Source organism: Vibrio sp. 99K-1 (assembly GCF_013114585.1).
Classification (GTDB): domain Bacteria; phylum Pseudomonadota; class Gammaproteobacteria; order Enterobacterales; family Vibrionaceae; genus Vibrio; species Vibrio chagasii_B.
Genome location: NZ_VTXF01000047.1, coordinates 1 through 23466 on the forward strand (window position 1 = coordinate 1; position 23466 = coordinate 23466).

The window sequence follows — 23466 nt, forward strand, 5'->3', positions numbered from 1 at the left end:
GTATATATCGGTGTAAAAAAAGCATTCTTAAGCGTAATAGCCAATACACTTGACACTGCAATACTATACTCTCCAAGAAACGAATATTTATACATAAATATGCTAAAAAACAGATAAGCCAATCCAAATAAAATGCTCATTTGTCCTGGTACTTTAACTCTATTATACGCTGTATTTATAGTAAAAAGAGGCAGAACTGAAGTGTTGATAAATAAAGGAATAATTAGAATATAAGATAGCGTATCTAAATAGGAAAAACCTTCGCCGAGCCAATAATAAAAAATCAAGTGATTAAAGCTAGCCACAATAACAACAGGAATTATCGATATTACAGATATAAACCGCATGAAAAGCAACGTTAAATCTTTGAGTAGTTCATGCTTCCCCTGAGCATACAGCAAAAGTATCGATGGCCCCATCAAACCAGCAAACACACCGATACAGCTTCGTATGAGATTACTGACTTGAATTATTATTGCATAATCAGAAGAAACTCTTGCACCTGCAAGTTTATTTGCCAAATAAATATCAAATCTGGATAATAAAAGAAAACCAACCTGATTTATTATTAACCAACCACCTATCGAGGCCATACTTTTAAACTCTTTTGGGTTGAAATCATTGATCGATACACTCAACCCATTACCTACCTTTTGAAAATTGTGATAGATGAAAAAAAAGCTTATCATTGTTCCAGCTAATGTTGCATAGCCAACTAATTCAAGACTTGCATCGTAAGTATTAAATAGAAGTATGATAATAAAAGTTCTACCTAATACTCGTAAAACATTTCCATATTGAATTATGTCTAGTCTATTATTCGAGTATAGTGGCACTGAAAAAACTGAAGTTAATAATGAAACTACAAATGAGAAGAAGGCACAAATAAACAATATTATAACATCATTTTTTTCTGCAGAACCAATATCTACATAATTATTCACATTAAGAAGTGGGAATATAAAAAACACAACCTGAAGTATACAAATTAAAATCATACCGAACAAGGCTGTATTAAATATTATATTTTTTTTGCTATTATCTTTGATTGCTAAGGTAAACTGGCGATTAATTGCAGTACATATAGATTGCCCAATGAGCCCAATGTATTCAATAAAAAGCATTGATATTGGAATCAGGGCGTAAGTAGTTATCCCTATATTATTAATAAAATAAGGGACGAGAAATATACCAATAGAAATGTTGCACGCTAAAGATATTATATTCGCCGTGATGTTTTTTTTAAAAGAAAATTTCATTTGTTATGCTTATTTTACTTGATATTTATTGGTCTTACTATTTTATCTTAGACGAACACATGCAGTTCTAATTTTTAAAATCAACATTATCGATTAGCGCTCTATATTATTTTGTAAATTATTAGTAGATTTAGGCTTACTTTTATAGAATTTGAAATCATACGATTAATTAAATTTTTCTACTTGATAACATTACTTATGGTGTTAATAGTTACTTTAAAACAATTTCTCTAGTTCCCATAACCAGATATAATTATCTACAGTAAGAAAGTATTTTCTGAGACTATCACATACATAGCATTCAATCTCCTCTACCTATTCAAAACTCGCCCTTAACAATCAGTGCAATTTAACGGCCTGAGTGTTTTGTATGAGCGCCTTTAAAAACTAGGAGAGAACTACTTTCCGCACTTGGCTAGCAGCCAAGCTGCCTTTTAATCAGTAGAACATCAATATGAATAACAACTGCACTGTAATCAATATTTTTTAAAGCTTGTAAAATCTTAAATCAGGCACGCTACCGCCCTTAGGTTTGGCTCCTACAGGCAATAAAACATGTTTTTTCACCGTACCTCATCCTAATGCGGTTTTCATACGGTTTCTAATTTGATGCGCATTCTAGCAAAGTAAGTGCATATTGACTAGTTTGAAATTTGAACCAAGATCTCACCACGCATTTACCCAACGAAAGCATTGTACGTCTTGCAGGTATTGCCTCCCTATGTAGTATCGGTTTTCTTGTGCTGCATCGCAGTAGCGCTTTTCTATATCGATGAATATTTTGCCGTTACGGTACAAAGAAACAAAACTGGGGTTGGTGTTCACCGCCAGTAGTGTTTTGATTTCAGTGCGGGTTAAACCTTGTGGGTAATGGCTCACCAGTAGTTTTAAGAACTCTCCAATTCGCCCTTCTACTCGTGCCACCTCTTTAGCCAACAGCGTAGCTTGCTGTTCGGTGGTCAGTTTTTTTAAGCTTGTATCTTCCATGTTACGCTTTCCTCTATTTCTAGTGCCTTCTCAATTATGTTGCTTGGTTTTGGTTGCTCCCTGTTTTAGTTTCTCCAAGCTTGGCTTCACTCAGTGTCATCTTTGATCTGCGCTTTCGATTGAATGAGTGCTTTAATGCGCGCTTCAAACGGGTTGTGGGTGTTATTGCTTTGATATTCGGCCAGTGCTTGGGCCACAGGCGTTGTGCTTTGTTGACTGTGCTGGTGAGGTAAGTGGTTACTTCGCGGTTGTTCTTTCGTAAGGTTTACTTGCGCCTGCTGCATTGGCAGTTTTCGCTTGATTGGCCTTGTCCCTTTGGTTCGCTTTACTGGTGTGAACGCTCCCTGTTTGGTTTTGGCTTTCGCGCTTCTTCTTAGCCAGCCATTCACAAAATGGCCAATGTGTTCAAACGGTTTACGTTTATCGGGGTTAATGTACAACCAAGCTTGCATGGCGTGCAGTTGTTGCAGCACGTCTAAGCTGGGGTAGGTGCTCTCTAATATGGTAAAGAACTCGTGATAAATCGGTGCACTTCCCTCTTGGGTAAGCAGGTGAATCACCGCGTCATCGGGGCTCTTGGTGTCCGAGTTTTTGGCGTCCGAGTTTTTGGCGCCCGAGATTTCAGTGTTAGTGCTTGTGATGTCCGTGCTTTTGCTCTTCGAACTGTGCGTATCCGTTGTGCTTGTATCTCCTCGTTCTACCACTGTGTTCTCTGAGGGACTCTTCTCGAGCGTGTTAGTTTTTAGGCTCAGCCCTGTTTTATGTTCTTTATGAGAGATTATGTGTGCCAGGGGATCACTCTCCGTGTTGGATCGGTTGGCCTCCTGGTGGGTGTCGGATCGATCCGTATTAGGGTTGTGATTGGCTACTGGCTCCATTACCGGTACAGTGGCGGGCTTTGGGGTGTCATGAGTTAAGTCGCGCTGTTCAATATGGCAACCTTCAGGCACACGCAGTTGGTATAAGTTGCTGCGCTGGCGCCCTGAATCATCAAAGCGCTTTATCCGCTGTAAAAACCCTTGCTTTTCCAGCTCGTTAACGTGTCGTGTCACGGTTCTTAGCGACACTTCGCAATATTGCGCTAAGTAATTCAACGAAGGGAAACACACGCCGCGCGCGTCGGCATTATCGGCCAATTTTAACAGTACCAATTTGCTAATTGGCGAGCCGGTTTTCAGTGGCATAAAAGAAAGAATGAGAGAAACACACATCATTAACGCTCCTTGTTATCGGTTGATTCATCAAGAGACCCATTGATAGTCAGAGCATTAACAACACTTTTTTAAGGATTGGGGGCGCAACGCCTGTGAGATAAGTTGTAAGAAAAGATGTTTAGTTAATTGGCTCGAACTGATATGCAACATCAAACCTATCAAACAGGTGTTTTGGGAAACACCTCTCACTTTTTAGCTAAGCCTTTTTTAATGATGAGCAGCGGCAACCCTAATCGAAAATCTTGAATTACATTGCCTCCCCCGTAGCGACCATAAGGTGTTCAATGAAGGCAATCATCTCTCTTTTTATTTCCGCCTACCGAGGCAACATGGCCAGTGCAGAGTGCTGCTCTTACTCCTTCCCTAATCCGCACTCTAACTCTCGCTGTTGCTCAGATCAGAACTCGGCATATGGCGCATCACCAGAACACAGTGGCTTTGCTGCTGTTAACTTCGAGGATTTTTGTTGGGCAATAAGCCGTGCTAGCAAGCGCGAAACCCTTGGCTATTACATTACTTACCTTCGCTATGTGCGCTATCACGACGCTTACGCGAAAACTGTGGAACGTGCTTGGCTGAAACGTGCTAACTCAGAACGCAGTAATTCAGAAATTAGCCATTCAGAAAGCGAGCGCGTTATAAAGAAAGGCCAACACCAGCCGCAAATGGAGCAAGAGCAAGCCACAAACCACCGTTCTTCGGAACAAAGCCAAATACCTGCACCCCAACAATGGTTACAACAACATGAGGAAGCATTTTGTCACGCACTCCACCAGCAACTCATCGAACTCAATGGCCGCGATTAATGGGTCAATCTTTATCCCTTTGTTCCTTTTTGTGTCACCTTCCCGCCGGTTTGGCTTTCTCTTTTATTACCGTGCATTGCAGCGCCACGTCACCACAGCAAGACATAGGCGTGAATGACATTCGCCGCTGGCATAAAAAGAGAGGCTGGCGCGATGTGGGGTATCACTTTGTTATTCGTCGTGATGGCAAGGTAGAGCTAGGTAGGCCGCTGTCGCAGACTGGCGCGCATGTGAAAGGGCACAACAAAAGTAATATTGGGGTTTGTATGATCGGTGGCTGTAACGCAAAGCAGCAACCAGACGACAATTTCACGTTTTCGCAACGTAAGGCACTGTTTGGCTTGGTGGCAGCGTTGCAAGAACAGTTCTCTATTTCAGATGAAGCGGTAAAGGGCCATAAAGATTGGGGAGTGAATAAGGCGTGTCCGGTGATGAGATTAAGAGCAGATGCGAGATACGAGTAAACGGGATTCGAAGAGCTGAAGAGCAGATGCGGGATGCGAGTAAACGAGATGCGAAAAGATTAGGAGCAGATGTGAGATACGAGTAAACGGGATTCGAAGAGCTGAAGAGCAGATGCGGGATGCGAGTGGCGGGGAAACGAGTAGCGAAGATACTAAAAGCAGATTCCAGATACTTCGTTCCTCGCCTCTAAAGCAACAGAATGGCGGAATGACGGAGTCGTGGGATTATTAACTAAATAAAACTAGTCGTCATTCCCTACAGTGAGGGACGAACGTGATAGGGAATCTAATTCAACGGATAAATGGTAGAGGAAAGGCCTCGCTAAGGTTGTCGAACTATAAGGTTAGTCAGTCAAAGGCCATACATGCGGTATATAACCATCAATAAACTAAGGAGCAGTATGACGTTGTTCGGGAGAATATTTGGAAGCCAGTCTTCCATTAGCAAAGGGTTAGATGCAATCACCAACACAGGAGATGCGATGTTTTTTACTGATGAAGAAAAGGCGAAGCACAAGCTAGCACTACTGAAAGCGTATGAACCTTTTAAATTGGTGCAACGCTACATTGTATTGTTGTTCACCATACCCTATGTCGCACTTCATGTGATGGTCATTGTTGGCTGCATGCACGGTTACGATTGGAAACCGTTGGGAGAAATGACCAATGAAGCGTTTGGTTATCCGGTGTTAGCTGCGATTGGATTGTATTTAACGGGAGGGGTGATTAAAAAGTAGAAGAGCAGATGAGGGATACGAGTAAACGAGACTCGAAGAGCTGAAGAGCGGATGCGAGTAGCGATATTCGAGTAAACGAAGAGCTAAGGGAGCAGAAACTGGTGACGGGTATCGAGATACGAAGAGATTTAAAGCAGATTCCAGATACTTCGTTCCTCAGTTCTGGAATGACGATTTCATTAATCGATAAAACGTAATGATGAAAAAGCGGGTGGCAGAGAGCAAGCAATATGAAAATCAAAGACAAGAGTATGCGAGTTTTGCTTTTAGCTCCTCCCCTTTATCACGATTGTTACTTGGCAAAAAATATTAATATAAGGGGAGGCAGGGAGGGGTTGGTTAGACACCGCTAGCATCCCCCTCTGACTCCCCCTTCTATCAACACCATGACTCACAATAGTCCAGTGTTCAAGGGGGAGAACCAAAAGCTAAGTCTTCGAATAATTTGAACTGCAGGTACGAGGGGATAAAAATAGGTACGGGTGACGGGTATCGAGATACGAAGAGATTAAGAGCAGATGAGGGATTCGAGTAAACGAGATGCGAAAGGCTTAAGAGCGGGTGCGGGTGCGGGTAGCGAGATGCCGAAAGAGCGGATGCGGGTATCGGGATACGAAGTGATGCGGTCCCTTAAAAGTAGACACAGGGGTTTAGTTAATTAGCTCAAAATCCATGGGGCTTAGTCCACCTAGAGTCCCATGTCTTCTCACTGGATTATAATAGGTATCAATGTAGATTCGACTCTGCATTGTCATTTCTTGACGCGAGATCTCTCCTAAATTATTCATCCATTCTTTCTTGTATTGCGCGAAGAAGCTTTCAGAACAAGCATTGTCCCAACAGTTCCCTTTCCTCGACATACTGATTTTAATCTTGCGTTTACGATGCCAGCGGATCGTTTCCAGCGCTCGATATTGAATGCCTTGATCGGAGTGAAACAAGAGTTCATGACCTAAGGGCTGCCTTTGTTCCCAAGCCTTATTCAGACTTTTTAATACTAACTTTGCGTTGTTTATTCGGCTTGTCGACCAGCCAATTACTTTGCGTGAAAACAAATCCAAAACGACGCACAGATACTGCCAACCATCCGTACAGCGCACCTGAGTTATGTCTGACACCCATACTCGATCCGGTTCATCTACATTAAATTGACGGGCAAGAATGTTATAGGCAGGCATGAGTGTATTTTGCCTAAGTGTTCGTCCATATCGCTTCTTACTAGCGCAAGAGCGATAGCTCATATCTTGTAAAAGTCTCTGTACTCGCTTTTTATTACAAATAAAACCGCTGGCGACAGCTGCTTCCCAAAGTTTTCGATAACCGGGAATACCGTATTGAGCTTGGCTTTCTCTCCTCAAGTAGCTGCTTAAACACTCATTTTCGGTCTCTCGTTTCGACGGTTTCCTCGTAAGCCACTTGTAATAACCAGCAGTCGATACATCTAACCACCGACATAAACGAATAACTGGGAGCTTCACACTGGCCTTCTTCAGGATGTACTCGAACCTTATTCTTTTGGGCTTTCGAAGAAAGCCTTCGCTTCCTTTAAGAAATCATTCTCCAACTCCGCCATCTCAAGCTTCTTTTTCAGTTGGCGGATCTCCTTCTCCAATTGTGCAACGGATTTTTCGGGGCCTTGGTTAGGTATTGGAAGAGAATTTGTCTTTTTGGACGTCATTTGGCATCTCCATTTAGAAAGTAGCACCGGCGATATACCTAAGGATAGCGCTACTGACTTAACGGTGTCAGAAGAGTCGAGGGATTGCTGAACGGCTTCTCGTTTAAATTCGTCTGTATATTGTCTTTGTGATTTTACTTTCATGACACTTAACACTCTGTATTAAGTGTCTACTTTAATGGGGTCACATCAAAGAGATTAAGAGCAGATACGAGTAACGGGTAAACGGGATGCGAAGAGATTAAGAGCAGATACGAGTAACGAAGAGATAAAAAGATGAAGAGCGGATTCGAGTGGTGTTTTGCATTCTCGCCACTCGTATCTGCCTTTTAGCTTTTCGTTTACCCGATTACTAGCATCTCGTTACCGCTCTTTATTTCTTATCGCTCGAATACGCGTAGTTGTAGTAACCGTAGCCGTATGAGCTTGATGCTTTCTTCTCGATGGCGTTGAAGATAACGCCTTTCACTTCGATGCCTGATTGTTCGAAGCGGTTACGAGCAACGTCGATCTCTTTAAGGGTGTTTTGACCGTAACGTGCCACCATTAGTGTTGTGCCAGCAAAAGCACCTACGATGCTCGGGTCGGTTACCGCTAATACTGGCGGAGTATCGACAATCACCAAATCATACTCTTTTGATGCCCACTCCATCAGCTCTGCAAAGCGTGGGTGCATCAGCAGCTCCGATGGGTTGGGTGGCACTTGGCCGCGAGTAAGAATGTCTAGATTTTCTACTGGTGTTGCTTTTACTGATTGCGCAAACTCTTGTTTGTTGCTCAATACATCAGAAAGGCCGTTTTCCCATTTCACACCAAAGCTTTGCTGTAGGTAACCTTTACGCATATCGGCATCAATTATGAGCACTTTCTGGCCTGTTTTGGCCGCTACGGCCGCAAAGTTGGTCGAGATGAAAGATTTACCAATGCCTGGCGCCGGGCCAGAGATCATTAACACGTTGTTTTTGGCTTCAAGCATTGCAAAGTGCAAGCTGGTGCGAAGGCCGCGCAGCGCTTCTACCGACAAGTCTGCCGGGTTAGATTCTGCCAGCAGTGCCTGTGCGCCTTTGGTTTGTACTTTCTTCGATTTAAAGCGGTTGGTTAGCTCAATTTGCAAATCGGACTTTGGTACAGCCGCATAAACTGGCAAACCAATTTGTTCAATTTGATCTGGGCTTTCAACACCACGGTGGAACGCCGCTTTCACTAATACAAACGCCACACTCAACATACCACCAAGCAAGGTCGCTAATACTACAATTAGTGGCTTCTTAGGTTTTACAGCGCGCTTATACGCTTGGGCGTCGTCTAGAATACGAACGTTACCTACGGTACCCGCTTTAATGATGCTCAGCTCTTGCACCTTGTTTAATAGCTGGATGTAGATTTGTTGGTTAACTTCTACATCTCGTGTCATACGCAGTACTTCACGCTGTGTTTTTGGCAGCTTTTGTACTTGCTTGTTCAGGCGCTCTTTCTCACGTAACAGTGTTTTACGCTTATCAAGCAGTGATTTATAAGCGGGGTGATCCTTGGTAAAACGCTGGCTGATCTCGCTCTCTTTAAACGTCAGTTCGTTTAACTGCGCTTCAAGCTCTACCATTACCTTGAGCGTCGATTGCGCTTCTAAGCCTAGGTCAATCGATTCGTTCTTCTGACGGTAGTTGTTTAGCGTGTCTTCATAGCCAGTCAGCTCAGATTTGATACCAGGTAGGTGGCTTTCTAAGAATTCTAAGCTCTTTTCTGCTTCCGCTGAATTGCGCTTCACATTTTGTAAGAAGTAGATCTGGCTTATGTGATTAAGAATCTCAGTGATCTGTTGTTTGTTTTCGCCTTCAAAGCTCAGCTTCAAAATACCAGTTTGCTTACCTTGCTCAGACAGAGACAAGGATTTTTTCAACCATTCGATCGCTTCTAATCGGCTTTGTTTACCAATCGAGAATTCGAAACCGTTGTGAGATTCAAAACCAGCCACAAACAGGCTGTAATCGTCAGCTGTTGCTAACTCACCCACTTTACCTTGTAGGATAACACGCTCGTCATCACGCACCAGTTGGTAAGTGCCTTGCTCGGCATCAACAATCTGGATAGTGTGTGAGTAATCGCTCGCATAGCTTGGTAAGTTAAATCGGCTTACCGCAATATGGTTAATGTCACCAGTTAAACGTGCAAAGCCTTTACCGACGATGGGTGCGTAAATTGGTGCAGTCACCGTGGTAAGGTTAAATTTATCTACCGTTTCGCCTAAGATCATACGCGATTTGATGATCTCGACTTCGGTAGTTGCTGATGACTCCTGCGAGAATAACTCGCCCATATCGCCGACCATAGAAGAGATGCCGCCAGAGCTCTTCTCTTCAATTTGAATCAGCGCATCGGCTTTGTAGATCGGTGTTGAAAGCAGCGCAAACGCAATACCAAGCACAGCAAAGATGAATGTGGTGAGCATGATTAGCCATTTAGCATCTAATAAGATGCCAAGCAGTTTTCCTAAATCGATCTCATCAGAGTTATCTGTATGCGATGGCTGGGAGGGTTGTGTTGTCATTTGTTTGCTACTTCCTAAATTATTGCTATTCAAGAGGTGAACGACGCATCTCTTGTCTATGATTCTGTTATTAATGCCTTTGTGACGCTTCGACGGTCAATGGCGTATACACGGATTAAACGCGAAGCCTCAAGCTACAGCTTTTTTGCCCACGCTTGCGCAGCTTCGTCTATCAACTGATAAGCGTATTCAAATGCTTCTCGGCTTTGACGGTGCGGATCGGGAATGTCTTTCTGACCAATCCACTGACCGAACAACATGGTTTTACCGCGTGCTTCGGGTGAGATCTGAGTGAGCGCTTCCAAGTGGCCCTTCTCCATCACCAAGATCAAATCGTATTGAGCGCAAAGCTGAGGCGTCACTTGTTGTGCTTGATGGTTTTCCACATCAACACCATTTTCTGCTGCGATTAAAATCGCTGTCTCATCGGCTGGCTTACCGAGTAAACGGCTCTTTTCGGCCGCGATCCCGGCAGAAGCTATCTCTTTGCCTGGAAGTAATTGTTGAAGAACGCGCTCTCCCGTTGGAGAACGACAAATGTTGCCCACGCACACGACTAAAATTTTATTAAACATAGCTGTCTCTAATTGTATTGGGCTCACATACCCAAGTGACTTCAACAGGCAAGATTCATGCATCCCGAAATGACTTGGGTATAAATATAAAAATCAGGCCGCATTTAACATGCGACCTGATTGCCATTATCTCTTAGCCTACGGCCAAGTACGAATACGCTGTACACCTTCAGTCAAGTTATTGAATCCGTTGATGGTCGGTAGTAATTGACCAATCACACGGTTCCAGCGGCTGATCGGTGCTGCCGTTACGTAAACCACATCGTAAGGTTTTAAATCGAACTCAGTACCAATCACTAACGCTGAAGCATCTTCAATGTCTAGTTGGTAGATGTCCGCCATACGCTCTGATTTATCATCAGAGGTGCGAATCACAAATATACCGGTTGCGTCTGCAGTCAGTTCGTTGATACCGCCAACGTTGCTGAGCGCTTCAGTTAGGCTCATGCCCACGCGGTCGATCTTAAGAAGTTTAGGCTCTTTCACTTCGCCCATCACGAAGACTTTTTGATTATCGTTACGCGGCACGTGAACAATGTCACCCGCTTGCAGCAAACGGTTTTGCGTTAAATCACCACGCTGCATTAAGCCATACAGCGACAGAGTCTCTTCTACACCGTTGCGCGTTAATGACACGTTGCGCCAATCCGCATCTTCTGAAAGGCCACCGGAGCGGTTAACGGCATCAAGTAGCGTTAATGGAATATTGGTGATCGGCTGCTGGCCCGGTTGAGACACTTCGCCAGTAATGTAAGTTTTTTTAGAACGGAACGCCGCTACGTTAACATCAACTTGCGGGCTTTCGATGTATTTAGCCAAGCGTTCTGCGATATCAGATCGAATTTCACGAACCGTTTTTCCTGCCACTTCTACAGTACCAATGTAAGGATAGAAGATGGTGCCATCAGCATGTACCCAGTTACCCGCTTCGGTGCTACTACGGTAAGAACCGGCTGGAATCGTCAACTCAGGATGATCCCAAATCGTAATATTTAAGATATCACCAACGCCGACTTTATATTCATACTTTGCGATGTCTACGTCTAACTCAGGGTTTGCTCTTGAAACCGATAGTTCACCCGTTTGGTAAGTCGATACTGACTGTGCAGTAAGTGGGTAAACGTTCACTACTTCAGAAATATCAGACTCTTGCTGATCTTCAGAAGTCTGAATCACATTCTTATCACCAGTAGATAGGTGACTACCTGGAGTCGTACACCCTGCAAGTAATACAGGAAGGAGCGCCAAAAGGAGACGATTTTTATTAATCTTCATGTTAACCAAGTTCTAGAAACGGAATGTGTTGTGATACCCCAAAGGACACCCAAAAGAAATTAAGCGAGTTATTTTATCAGCTACACCGTGTTTAATAGAGTTAGGAGTTAGAGTTAATGTGATCCTGTTCCCATTTAGTGTCAAAAAAACTAAAAGACGCTACCGCCCTTTGATAGCCCGCGACACCACACTGCGTAGATCATATGTTCCCATCAATATGGGAATTGAGTAGGAATTTTTTGCCCAAAACATAGCAAAAAAGTGCGTTTGCATACGGTTTGTTTAATCCGTATGCATTATCCACAAATTGTGTTTATTATCAACCTAGTTGAATGGTTTTAAGGGGGGAGAGCAGATACGGGATGAGAGTAAACGGGATGCGAAAAGAATAAGAGCTCAAGAGCAGATGAGGGATGCGAGATACGAGTACACGAAGAGCAAAATAGCAGATGCGGGATACGAGATACGAGTACACGAAGAACTAAAGTAGCAGATGCGGGATTCGAGTAAACGAGATACGAAAAGCATAAGAGCTCAAGAGCAAATGAGAGATGCGTGTAAACGGGATGCGAAAAGCTTAAGGGCCCAAGAGCAGACGAGAGTAGCATTCCATAACTCTTATCTAAATCACGTCGTCATTCCAGAATTGAGGAACGAAATGTCTGGAATCTCTACTCCGCCATGCCCCCGTATTTAACATCCAGAAAAAGATAGATAAAAGCAGATTCGGGATGCGAAAAGCTTAAGGGCCCAAGAGCAAACGAGAGTAGCATTCCATAACTCTTATCTAAATCACGTCGTCATTCCAGAATTGAGGAACGAAATGTCTGGAATCTCTACTCCGCCATGCCCCATGTTTAACATCGAGAAAAGATAGATAAAAGCAGATGCGGGATACGAAAAGAATAAGAGCTCAAGAGCAGATGAGGGATGCGAGATACGAGTAAACGAAGAACTAAAAGCAAGAGCAAAAAAAAGAGCCAACACACTTAGTGTTGGCTCTTCACTTTCTATTTACGCTATTTAACGGCTTCTAAGTATTTTAGGTAAGCATTGCGTAAGCGCTGTCGGTTTTCATGGTAGTAACTTGCACCAATGCGGTTACGGTTAAAGTACTGCCTTTCAATATTGTGTTGTAAGCCAGTATCGACGCCCAAACCTTCACCTAAATTGTTGTGCGTATCACCAACACGAGTTTGGACAGAATATACAAATTGATCAACACCACGCAACTGAACGTAGCCTGGGCTCATATCACGCCACAGTGTTAAAGGAATAGCAATAGAGAGAGTCACAAAATCTTCGGCTTCACTTTTGCCAACCGCTTTTGTCGTTTGGTATGAAGCATCCACTCTTACATCACCCAACCAGTGGCTGGTAGTCACACGCACCCCTTCATCGCCTTTCCAGAATTGACCAGCTTGCACTTTACCTTGCCAGTTCCAGTCCGGCCTTGAGTAAGTGTAATGGCCAATCATCGGCGTCGCATCTAAGATTACCTCACCTTTTGAGTCGTACTTATCTTGAGGAGAAAAGCTCGCAAATTCTGTTCCTAGAATATGGCGACCGCTGTTACTTGCATACAGGGTTTCATTCACCCCCCCCAAATAGTTGCCACTTACTTGACCGAATGAAAATTGAGTAGTGAGGTTGTAAGGCAGCTGGAAAGCTTGATGGAAAAGAACCCTATCCACTTCATTCTCAAACGCATCATCACCCCAAATTCTACCTTCTTCAAAGTCATCACTTTCAGCCAATGGCATGACATGTCGAACATCCAGCGCCGCGCCTTTCCAAAGCGGTGTGTACAAGTTAGTCGCCAATGCTAATGAGTAATCAAACACACCATAATCAGTGGCTATATTGTGATACAAAGCAGGAGATACTATTACCTGTGTTCGGCCAAAGCCAGAACGGGTAACCTCTCCACCAAAATTCGCTTTAGCGTAGCTCTTTTTAACATCAGAGGTACGAACAAGCAACGTTTTGCAAGGCTCACCTGTTTTTACAAACTCACGGTAACATGGTGCGCTAGTGATCACTTCCATCATCGGCATGTCGTTAACCAAGTTAAACAAGCGAATATTTTGCTGTTGGTAATTCTTAACGCCGAGGTCTTGAAGCATACCCTCTCCCACATAAGAAGAGATGATACCTAAAGCAACACCAACGCCATCCACTTGGTTACGATTATAACGGCGGTTTTCTAACGCCACATTTAAACCAATATCGTCCGCAGAGATTCTAACATTAAGAAAACCTTCATCGACCAGTGCTTTTTTAAGCTGAACCAGACCGGCGAATTTATGATGCGCTTGCTCTACTGCGATCTTGTCTTCTAGGGTTAATTCATTAACTCGGCGAGACTCGGAAAAGCCCATTAAAGGAGTTGATGCCGCTACCGACCAAATATCGATATCGGCATTGCCACTGGTATAAAACTGGTACTGAAAAGATAACTGCGTATCCAGTGGTAAATAATGTTCTGGTGTAAACACCTTTAGGCCAGCATTAAATTGGTGAGAGTCGTGCTCTGCAATAAGCTGAACAAAGTCCAGAGGCTGATACTCTAAGCTGGCAAATGGCCCATTCAGAACACCATGGCTGACCTCTGATTTACCGTAACCTGCACTGAACCTTGCTGGTACAAAATCAGGTTGGTAATCGGCCACAGCATAGAAAGTTTCAAAATTGTTGGCAGCACCACCTAAATCTTGAACACCTACCGCCAGATCAAACCCTGTCCACTCTTTGACAAAAGGAAGCTGGTACTTAAACGATGCTGACAAGTCACGAATACCGGGACCTCCACTACCGCCACAATTAGGATCGTAATGCGGAACATTCTCAAACTTATGACAATCATAAGTTTTGGTCACGATACGTCCAGCCGCTTCAAAACCTTCAAACAAGCCAACGCTAAACAAAATATTGTCTAGCTCTCTGGTTTTTCCGTTGATGGGTACGCCCTGACCATAAAGAAAAGAGATATCTCCGCTGTCCATCACTTGAGCATTGGGAACAATGATCGCGCCGGTATAGCTTTGAGACGACATTAAGTTATCAACAGCGTAGGCATTCGGGGCGATGGCAAATGCATTCAGGGATGCAATCAGCGCTGCGTTTTTAGAGTGACTGAGTATTTTCATTGGTATGCAATAGGTTATAACAGAATTCGCTAGTGGCTATGTTTGATAGCGACTATGTTTGATTGTAACTATGTTGATAATAACAGCATGTAAAAAAGGCACCGACTGGTGCCTTTTTATTATCAATAATTGGATTATCGGCCAGTACCACCGCCGTTACCGCCGCCGCCAGTACCGCCAGTACCGCCAGTACCGCCAGTTGGTGGCTTAGTGCCTTCATCTGGATCTGGAACAGGTTCAGATGGTTTTTCTGCTGAAGGTGGAATTGTCACAGGTTTACTTGGGTCAGCTACAACATCTTTAATAAAGTTTGGATCTTCAGTTAGATCTAGGTAAATATCATCACCACCTGGAGCTGTAGGGTAATCAGGATAGGTCTTGATTACTTCCTTTGTAATAGCAACAGAAGCCTCAGAGATCTCAGTTGCTGATGCATCTGGGCTTACCACAAGTACGTCTGATAGTACCGCCGCTGTCGCTGACACTAAGCTAGCATCTTTTGGTGAAAGGTCTTCAATAATTTCTTGTGTACGACGTAGGAAGTCAGCAACACTGCTCACACTGCCGTTGTTTAGTAGATCACCAAGACCAAGAGCAACAAGAACATCACTACCTGTCGACTCATTGTAAGGTTGACCGTCTAGTTCTTTTTCAATCAGCGTAGAGATTGGAGAAGATGTCACTAAGTCATCGTAGTTCGCTAACCCTTTAGGGAACTTGTAGCTTACTTGGCTCATGTCTTTACCGTTTGAAACGTCCACTGCACCAGCAGTTGCGTTGTAAGCAAATGTACAAGTTTCAGGGTAGTTTAAAACGGTAAGGTCCGTAACTTCAGAAACACCGTGGTAGTTTGTTTCTTCTAAAGAACCAGTTGCACCATTGTCACAGCTGTAGGTGCCTTTCATACCCATAACTGCAGGGTCGAATGCCATGATATTACGGTACGCTTGCTCAGGTGGCACGCTGTTGTTGTTGTCACTGCCACAACCACCAAGGATTGCACCAACGACTGATAACGCTAAAATTTTATATTTCACAATTTATCCCTACAAATGATTAGAAGCTGTGTGACAAAGCAACATTAAACGAGTCGATATCTACGCCACCAATATCTTGATATAGCTGGTATTCGATACCAACCTTCATCGCTGATGTAATCGAGTATTCAGAACCAAAAGCAATCGTTGGAGTAACGCCAGAATCGTCAGACTCAACACCCGGGCCGTTTGCTTTCCAGTCATAAACGGCAAAACCACCTTTAGCGTATAACGCTAGGCTATCGGTTACATTGCCAGACGCTTTTAGAACAACATCAAAGCTGCTTGCTTCGTAGCTACCGCCGGCAATATCTTTAAGATCGTACTCACCAAGGTAGTTATAACCACCCTCGATCGCTAGTGTGTCTACGATATGGTAACCAACAAATAAGCCGTAAGACGTATCTGAATCATCAATAGCCGTGCGGCTTTCGACTAACGGTGCAAAGTTATCGGCCGTTACATTACCGACTTTAGCACCTACGTATAAGTTTTCAGCTCCGACAGCTGATGCTGATAGCAACAACAACGGTGAAATCCTAGCTAACCACTGCACTTTCATATAATTATATCTTCCATATTTCAAACTGAACTGAGGCTGATTTTCCTAGCAAATCTGAGCTATAGGCAAATCATATCGATACAAACGAGGGACATATCAGTACACCTCACTTGTTCATGTATCGTGACACTTTAACTGCACGGTTTTCCTTCACGAAAGTGATTGGGTTAAACACCGAACATCAACTAAGCAAGATATTTCGAAAGCGATATGAAAAAGCACCATAAGCAAGAGAGGTAAACCTACCCTAAAACCTCTTACTTATTAGATATCTCAAAATAAAGCACTCAGCTTAAACAACTAATTGAACAACATGATAGTTAATAACCACATTCAAGTAAATGGGTAAATCATAAACAATACCTTATAAAGCATCATATTAGAGCGCTCTAGTACGCAAAACTGTAAAAGTTGGCACAGACCTCATATATCGTGAGCCTTAAGCATCGCAATTCACACTCGGTCACCTGCCCCTTTACCTAACACCGTTTGAATGATGTATTGAAAGTAAAGCTTGGTCGTTAGAGTCTTAAGCATACGTTGATCCCATTCCGCCAATAGCTTGGGTGTCGACATATCGATATCATTGATTTGAGCCAACCCCGTAACACCGGGCCTTACCGCCAGCACGCCTCTCGATTCCCTTTCATTGATGAGCTCTTGCTGGTTGAATAAGCATGGCAAACTCTGCTTCCTAATCATCCGTTTGCTACTGTCTATATAAAAATGAAACAAGTAGATATAAAAAAACCACTTTATGTTTTCACATAAAATGGTTTTAAAGCCCCACCAGATAACCGTCTAATTAAAAATGCTTTACGGAAAAAAACACCACTAAGGTAACTACTCAAGATACTTTTTCTACTGCTCTCCATCAATATAAGCGGTTATATGTCAGGAATGCTCTATGCATAATCAAACAGCTATCCATCCATATACAACATAACATCAAAAAAGCGAATAAATCATGAGTAGAGCCAATAATGTATCTAAATTACTTGTTGGTATGTAGCCAAACTAAATCACCTATGCCATCTGTAGGAGAAAACTCAGCGGGGGCACTTAACAAAAGTTGACGAATTTTTTCATGTTCAAAGTTATGGCATGCAGTATCTAACTCATCTATTAACATCTTATATTCTTCAATAGGTAAGAATGACTCGTTGGCTGTCATAATTCGCTCATGTGCTGTTTGTTCAACATTATCGCCAATCAAAAGCTCTTCAAATAATTTTTCCCCTGGGCGTAAGCCAGAAAACAATATTTCAACATCTCCATAAGGATGCTCTTCATCTTTAACTTCCAGTCCCGATAAATGCACAAGGTTGGTAGCTAAGTCGGTAATTTTAACAGGATCGCCCATATCAAGCACGAATACATCCCCTCCTTTACCCATCGCTCCGGCTTGTATCACGAGCTGAGCTGCTTCCGGAATCGTCATGAAGTAACGGATGATATCAGGGTGTGTCACTGTAATAGGCCCGCCTTTGGCTATCTGTTTTTTAAACAAAGGAATAACAGAGCCAGAAGATCCTAAGACATTACCAAAGCGCACCATACAGAATCGAGTCCCGGTAGTTTTCTCTTTTTCCTGTTGAGCTAGAGCCTGAAGCCCCAATTCAGCAACACGTTTGGTAGTTCCCATAACATTGGTTGGTCGAACCGCTTTGTCCGTTGAAATAAGTACGAAAGACTCGACATGAGCTTCTATGGCAGCCTTAGCGGTATAGTAAGTACCAAACACATTGTTTCGTACTCCTTCCACGACATTATATTCAACTAAAGGAACATGTTTATACGCAGCAGCATGATACACGGTCTGAACAGAGAAACTCTTCATTACTGTCGCTAATCGGTTAATTCGCTGAACAGATCCAAGCAGTGGAATAATTTCCACATCGAGTTCATTTACCTGTACCAAGGTCGATAACTCACGATCAATTTGGTAAAGACCAAATTCTGATAGCTCAAACAGTAATAACGTCGTTGGTTTTTGTTTAATTATCTGACGACAAAGCTCAGAGCCAATAGACCCTCCAGCTCCAGTCACCATGACAACTTTCCCTTTAATGTTGGCTTCCATCAGCGATTGCTGAGGATCTACAGGGTCTCGTCCGAGTAAGTCCTCAATGGGCACATCTTTTAGTTCATCAATACTCGCTTTACCTTCAACAATATCCTTCATATCAGGAACAGTGAGAACCTCAGCTGGTAAATCAAATAACGAGTCTAAAATCTGCTTACGCCTCGAACGGGAGGCACTAGGCACGGCTAGTAATATCTGCTCTACGCTATATTTATTAAGCACAGTCTCTGAATCACTAATATCGAAAACACGCAGCCCCATAAGAACAGTGTTCTCTAATGTTTTGTCTTCATCAATGAAACCTACAACCTTATGACTTTCAGACGTTCTTAATGCCAGTGCCAGTTGACGCCCTGCTGAACCAGCACCGTAAATCAATACTTTTTTACGGCCTTTACTATTAGCTTGTGCGACTAGTACTCGTACAATTAAGCGCGAGCCACCACAAAGTAAACACAGAAAAGTCCCATAGATGATCGGAACAGAGCGAGGGACTGACGCATCTAAATAAAATGCGAGAAACGCCACCGTTGTAGCAGAAATCAAGGTACCGATACTAACGACAGCCAACGCATGAAAAGTAAGATAGCGTAGAACAGCACGATACAATCCCAATTTACTAAACGCCAGCAATGTAACTAGCAATGTACCAATCAACACGTACTGATTGAGTTCATCGTTTAAAGGTTTAATATGGCCAATACGAGTCCAATATGCAGCATAGAACGAAGTTATTACAAACAGCGCGTCAATAAAAACACTTATCAGTCGCTTATTGAAACGAGAAAGATTCCAAATAAAATTAAGCCTAGCCATATAATTCACTTATAAAAACAAAACGTCAGTATTGTACTGACGTTTTAATAATAAATCTTAGTTTGAGTCAAAAGTCCTGTGCATAATTTAGCTTTGGGCTTCTAAAAGAACTTTACGTATCACACGGCAAGTTTCATTAACTTCTAGTTGAGTTAAACTCGGGTGTACCAGAAACATTAAACTCGTCTCCCCGAGTTCACTTGCAGAACTCAATCGGTTTGTCGGGCGCCATGTTGTATTATCAAATGCTTTTTCTAAATACACCTCAGAGCAGCTTCCTTGAAATGCAGGTACACCTTCTGCATTAATCGCGTCGACAATCTTATCACGAGTCCAGTTTTCAGCCAGATATTCAGGTCTAATAAACAAATAGTGCTTATATTCAGCGTGTTCACTATATTCAGGTACAATAACACGACGAACAACATTCAAGTCTGACACTGCGGCATCAATAGCCCTGCCATTAGATTGACGCTTTTTCGTCCAATCCGCCATATGAGTCAGCTGAATTCGTCCAATGACAGCTTGCATCTCTGTCATCCGCCAATTGGTTCCGAAACTATCATGCAACCAACGAAAGCCGGGCGGGTGTTCTTTGTTGTATATCGAATCATAATTTTTACCATGGTCTTTATAAGACCACATAAACGACCACAAATTTTCATTGTTAGTCGTAACCATACCGCCTTCCCCTCCTGTGGTCATAATCTTATCTTGGCAGAATGACCACGCACCGATGTGACCAATACTTCCCACACTACGCCCTTTATATTTTGCACCATGAGCCTGGGCGCAATCCTCAATGACGTAAAAACCGTGTTTAGCAGATAAGGCCATTATAGCGTCCATTTCAGCGGGCATACCAGCAAGATGCACGACAATCACGGCCTTGGTTTTCTCTGTAAGCACAGCTTCAATAGATTCTGCAGTTATTGCTTGGCTGTTTATATCTACATCCGCAAATATTGGGGTCGCACCCGCTGTTACTATCGACGATGCAGAGGCTAAAAACGTACGAGGTGTAGTAATCACCTCATCCCCAGTTGCCACACCTAAAGCCTTTAATGCAATATCTAACGCTAGTGTGCCGTTGGCCAACGACACTGCGTAATCACAACCGACCCACGCTGCAAACTCTTTTTCAAATTCGCGGCACTCATTGCCAGTCCAATAGTTTACCTTATTTGATAATAAAACATTTTTTACAGCCTCTGCTTCTTCATTCGTGAAGCTAGGCCAAGGAGAGAATGGAATATTAAGCATTATCTGACCACTTTATCATTGCACCAGCCCAAGAGTAACCAACACCAAAACCGCACAACAGGACATTATCACCTGATTTTAGTCTACCTTCGCTTTGTGCGAGCTCGAGTCCTAATGGGATAGTTGAAGATACAGTATTGCCATAGTGTTCATAAGAAACTAAAAACTGCTGTTCTGTAAATTGGGTTTTCTTGCGTAACTTATCTAACATAAACTTATTTGCTTGATGAAAGACAACCTTATCTACATCAGAAACCTCTAAATTAGACTTACTCAAAACACTGGCAACTAACTTTGGTACAGCCTTTAAAGTAAACGTTAATATTTCTGCACCATTCATATACAAGTCAGCTAAACTTCTACAGTTCCCACTACTATCAACAGTCGCGAAATTAGATGACTCCACGATAGGGTTTAGTGAACCACCATGAGGAACAATTAAGTTTTTATCCCCAGCACCATCACTACCAAGTACAATCCCACCAATATACTCATCATTTGACTCAGTAACTCCAATTAAAGTAGCCGTAGCCGCATCTCCAAATAATGTGCGTACACTTTTATCTTGGTCATTGATATAGCGCGAATACAACTCTGATGTAATAAGGAGTACATTTTTAGATTGTCCCGACTCAATAAGACCTTTGGCAAGGCTTAAGCCATAGACATAACCAGAACAGCCTAAGTTAAAGTCCAAAGCACCGGCGGTTGTTGGGATACCTAATTTGTTCTGAACAATGCATGCTGTTGTAGGTAATTTGAAATCCGGACTTTGCGTGCACAGCAAAACATAGTCGATACAACTAGGCTCTACATTTAGCTTTTCAAATAAACGCTTTGAGGCTTCTATTGCCATAGATGAACAAGAGTCTTCTTTACTAGCAATTGGGCGGGATTTAATACCTGTCTTTTCAAATATTTTATCTACGCTCCAATCTGGATATTCGATAGCTAATTGTTCATTCGTCAAACGATTAGTAGGTAGATAAGATGAAACCCCGAGAATAGCTGCCTTATTGTGCACTGTAACCTCCATCAACATATAATGTCGTGCCCGTTACCCATCGAGATAAACCACTAGCTAAATATAACGCAGCATTAGCGACATCTTCTGGCTGGCCTAAGCCGAGAGGATGCTTGTCGTGTATTCTTTGATTCTGTTCTGCCGTTAGAGTTTTAGAAAACTCAATTGCCATTTCAGTCTCAACATGCCCCGGAGCAATACAGTTAACCCTAATTCTGTTTCTTGCTAACTCTGATGCCAAGGACTTACTCAGACCTAATAAAGCTGCCTTTGAGGCTGAATATGTTGAGATCGCTGGCTCACCACATGTTCCTGCGACAGAACTTAAGAAAACTAATGAGCTACCAAACGCATTATATCTTCCTTTCTTTCGATAGGATTTAGCTAAAAACTGGGCAGATTTAACATTGGTGTTGAAAACCTGTTCGAAATCAGTTTCTTTTAAAGCTTGTAATGGCAACGTTTTCTGAATACCCGCGCAATGTATTACTGCGTCTAACTCACCAATATTATTACATAGATCTTTAAATAAACTTTCTATTGAAGATGGGGAGGCCAAATCACATTGTAGCGCTAAATGCTCCCCATTTTCGAGCGACGCTAATGTTTGCTCAAGGCGGTGAGTATTTCGCCCCACGATTATAACTTGAGCACCTTGTTGACTAAAAACTTGGGCAATAGCTCTACCGATACCGGAAGAGCCTCCTGTAATCAGCACTTTTTTATTCTCTAAAATATTATTCGCCACTAGAAAACTCACTTACTGGTAGTATTAATGTATTAGAAAGATCGCAATATACAGCACCCCATGACAACCCAACACCAAATCCAACAAACAAGGTGCTTGTATATGACTCCCTAGGTACCGCACAGATAGTTACAGGAATAGAGGCACCACTGGTATTGCCATACTTATCAATAGATATGGGAACTTGGTTTTCTGAAAATTTTGACTTCTTAGATAAGTGCTTAATCATAAAGTGATTCGCTTGATGATAGAAGCAGTTATCTATCATCTCAGGGACAAGAGAAAGTTCACTCAAGAAACTACGAATAAGCTTTGGTACAGTTTTTAGTGTGAAAGAAAAAACCTCCCCACCATTCATTTCCAAAAATGAATAATTATCAGCCCTTCCCTTAAAGCTATTACTTAAAATAGGCTCTTTTGCGATAATGTGTTGATAACCAGAACCATCAGTGCCAAGACTAAATGACATTTTTGATGTCTCTAAGCCTGAAACCAACGTAGCAGTGCCCGCATCACCAAAGAGAAGCTCTGTGCTCCTATCTCCTGGCTTGACGATCTTGCTGATTGTGTCGCCAACAAGTAACAGTACATGCTTCAATCCACTATTGACTAAACTAGCTGCTACTTGCAAGCCGTACACATATCCCGAACAACCCATATTAATATCAAATGCTAAAGCTGTGCTTGGTAGCTGTAATTTATTTTGCAAAATACAAGCAGTCGCTGGTAGTTGATATTCTGGGGTCTGTGAAACAAAAATAACAGCTTGGATATCAGAGACGTCTATCTCTTTACTTTGAATAAGGTTTCTAGCTGCGTCCAAACATAAATCAGCGCTTGTGATTGCATCTCCAGATACTCTCCGTTCATGAACACCAACACTTGAGATCAGTTTATTAATTTCCTCACTGCCGTACTTAGTTGCTAGTTCATAATTACTAACGACTTTCTCTGGTACTGACGTTGCAACCGCAGAGATGCCGACATTGTTTATTGTTAACATCTAGAAACCTCTCTAGTTACTTAATTAGCTCTAACAAATCAGCAACTTTTGTTACCTTGTTAACTTCTGATGGTGATACAACCTTATCAAACTCATTATCAGCTTCAGAAATAAATGTAACAACAGCTAAAGAATCCCAATTATCTTCATTTAGCGGTGTTTCTAAACTAACATCATCAACCTCTAGAATTTCTGCGACGATTTCCAACAATTGATTTACATTACTCATATTTAAACT

19 protein-coding genes and 1 pseudogene are annotated in these 23466 nt (G+C 42.5%); 3 read left to right on the forward strand and 17 right to left on the reverse strand.

Annotated features, from left to right (window positions below):
- The 3 genes from F0228_RS24505 to F0228_RS24515 all read right to left on the reverse strand — a co-directional run.
- Positions 1–1259 (reverse strand): hypothetical protein (locus tag F0228_RS24505; RefSeq protein ID WP_171762973.1); only part of this gene is annotated, 1259 nt, incomplete at its 3' end.
- A gap of 666 nt (positions 1260–1925) precedes the next feature.
- Positions 1926–2246, reverse strand: a complete 321-nt coding sequence (locus F0228_RS24510) for a hypothetical protein (RefSeq protein ID WP_171762974.1) — start codon at positions 2244–2246, stop codon at positions 1926–1928.
- Positions 2247–2332: 86 nt separating this feature from the next.
- Positions 2333–3457: a helix-turn-helix domain-containing protein gene (locus F0228_RS24515; protein WP_171762984.1), complete on the reverse strand. Its 1125-nt coding sequence runs from the start codon at positions 3455–3457 to the stop codon at positions 2333–2335.
- 287 nt (positions 3458–3744) lie between these two features.
- Here F0228_RS24515 and F0228_RS25905 point away from each other — a divergent pair, with 287 nt between their 5' ends.
- The 3 genes from F0228_RS25905 (at position 3745) to F0228_RS24530 (ending at position 5467) form a co-directional block, all read left to right on the forward strand.
- Positions 3745–4266, forward strand: coding sequence for a hypothetical protein (locus F0228_RS25905; protein WP_253820336.1), 522 nt, complete (start codon positions 3745–3747; stop codon positions 4264–4266).
- A complete protein-coding gene (locus F0228_RS24525; protein ID WP_171762975.1) occupies positions 4266–4730 on the forward strand; it encodes an N-acetylmuramoyl-L-alanine amidase in 465 nt (154 codons plus the stop codon). Before F0228_RS25905 ends, F0228_RS24525 begins: the two co-directional genes overlap by 1 nt.
- 401 nt (positions 4731–5131) lie before the next feature.
- The gene (locus tag F0228_RS24530; RefSeq protein WP_102424685.1) at positions 5132–5467 is read left to right on the forward strand and encodes a hypothetical protein; all 336 of its coding nucleotides are present in this window, start codon (positions 5132–5134) and stop codon (positions 5465–5467) included.
- Positions 5468–6117: 650 nt separating this feature from the next.
- On the opposite strand, the gene F0228_RS24535 is transcribed toward F0228_RS24530, so the two are convergent.
- From F0228_RS24535 to F0228_RS24600, 14 genes and pseudogenes are all read right to left on the reverse strand, one after another.
- Positions 6118–7289, reverse strand: a protein-coding gene (locus F0228_RS24535) for an IS3 family transposase (protein WP_155647302.1) whose coding sequence is annotated in 2 segments (ribosomal slippage) — positions 6118–7007 and positions 7007–7289 — 1173 coding nt in all. Because the reading frame shifts where the segments join, the coding sequence is not laid out codon by codon here.
- A gap of 229 nt (positions 7290–7518) precedes the next feature.
- The gene (locus F0228_RS24540) at positions 7519–9690 is read right to left on the reverse strand and encodes a polysaccharide biosynthesis tyrosine autokinase (RefSeq protein ID WP_171762976.1); all 2172 of its coding nucleotides are present in this window, start codon (positions 9688–9690) and stop codon (positions 7519–7521) included.
- 134 nt (positions 9691–9824) lie between these two features.
- Complete coding sequence (locus F0228_RS24545) at positions 9825–10265, reverse strand: low molecular weight protein-tyrosine-phosphatase (RefSeq protein WP_102424683.1); 441 nt, start codon at positions 10263–10265, stop codon at positions 9825–9827.
- Between the two features lie 138 nt (positions 10266–10403).
- Positions 10404–11540: a polysaccharide export protein gene (locus F0228_RS24550; RefSeq protein WP_171762977.1), complete on the reverse strand. Its 1137-nt coding sequence runs from the start codon at positions 11538–11540 to the stop codon at positions 10404–10406.
- Positions 11541–12559: 1019 nt separating this feature from the next.
- The gene (locus F0228_RS24555; protein WP_171762978.1) at positions 12560–14689 is read right to left on the reverse strand and encodes a YjbH domain-containing protein; all 2130 of its coding nucleotides are present in this window, start codon (positions 14687–14689) and stop codon (positions 12560–12562) included.
- A gap of 134 nt (positions 14690–14823) precedes the next feature.
- Positions 14824–15726, reverse strand: coding sequence for a serine/threonine protein kinase (locus F0228_RS24560; protein ID WP_171762979.1), 903 nt, complete (start codon positions 15724–15726; stop codon positions 14824–14826).
- Between the two features lie 19 nt (positions 15727–15745).
- Positions 15746–16288 (reverse strand): outer membrane beta-barrel protein, encoded by a 543-nt coding sequence (locus F0228_RS24565; RefSeq protein ID WP_171762980.1) that lies wholly within the window; start codon positions 16286–16288, stop codon positions 15746–15748.
- A 453-nt stretch (positions 16289–16741) separates the two neighbouring features.
- Positions 16742–16969: pseudogene (locus F0228_RS24570) on the reverse strand (sugar transferase); the annotation flags it as partial.
- A 313-nt stretch (positions 16970–17282) separates the two neighbouring features.
- On the reverse strand, positions 17283–19190 hold the full coding sequence (locus F0228_RS24575) for a nucleoside-diphosphate sugar epimerase/dehydratase (protein ID WP_171730456.1): 1908 nt from the start codon (positions 19188–19190) through the stop codon (positions 17283–17285).
- A gap of 87 nt (positions 19191–19277) precedes the next feature.
- Positions 19278–20453, reverse strand: a complete 1176-nt coding sequence (locus F0228_RS24580) for a DegT/DnrJ/EryC1/StrS aminotransferase family protein (protein ID WP_171762981.1) — start codon at positions 20451–20453, stop codon at positions 19278–19280.
- Entirely contained in the window at positions 20446–21477 is a 1032-nt protein-coding gene (locus F0228_RS24585; protein ID WP_345775991.1) for a ketoacyl-ACP synthase III, read from the reverse strand. Before F0228_RS24585 ends, F0228_RS24580 begins: the two co-directional genes overlap by 8 nt.
- A complete protein-coding gene (locus F0228_RS24590) occupies positions 21467–22225 on the reverse strand; it encodes an SDR family oxidoreductase (RefSeq protein WP_171730454.1) in 759 nt (252 codons plus the stop codon). Before F0228_RS24590 ends, F0228_RS24585 begins: the two co-directional genes overlap by 11 nt.
- Positions 22215–23228, reverse strand: coding sequence for a ketoacyl-ACP synthase III (locus tag F0228_RS24595; RefSeq protein WP_171730453.1), 1014 nt, complete (start codon positions 23226–23228; stop codon positions 22215–22217). The genes F0228_RS24590 and F0228_RS24595 overlap by 11 nt, the downstream gene beginning before the upstream one ends.
- Before the next feature lie 16 nt (positions 23229–23244).
- The gene (locus F0228_RS24600) at positions 23245–23457 is read right to left on the reverse strand and encodes an acyl carrier protein (RefSeq protein WP_171730452.1); all 213 of its coding nucleotides are present in this window, start codon (positions 23455–23457) and stop codon (positions 23245–23247) included.
- Between the last annotated feature and the right edge of the window lie 9 nt (positions 23458–23466).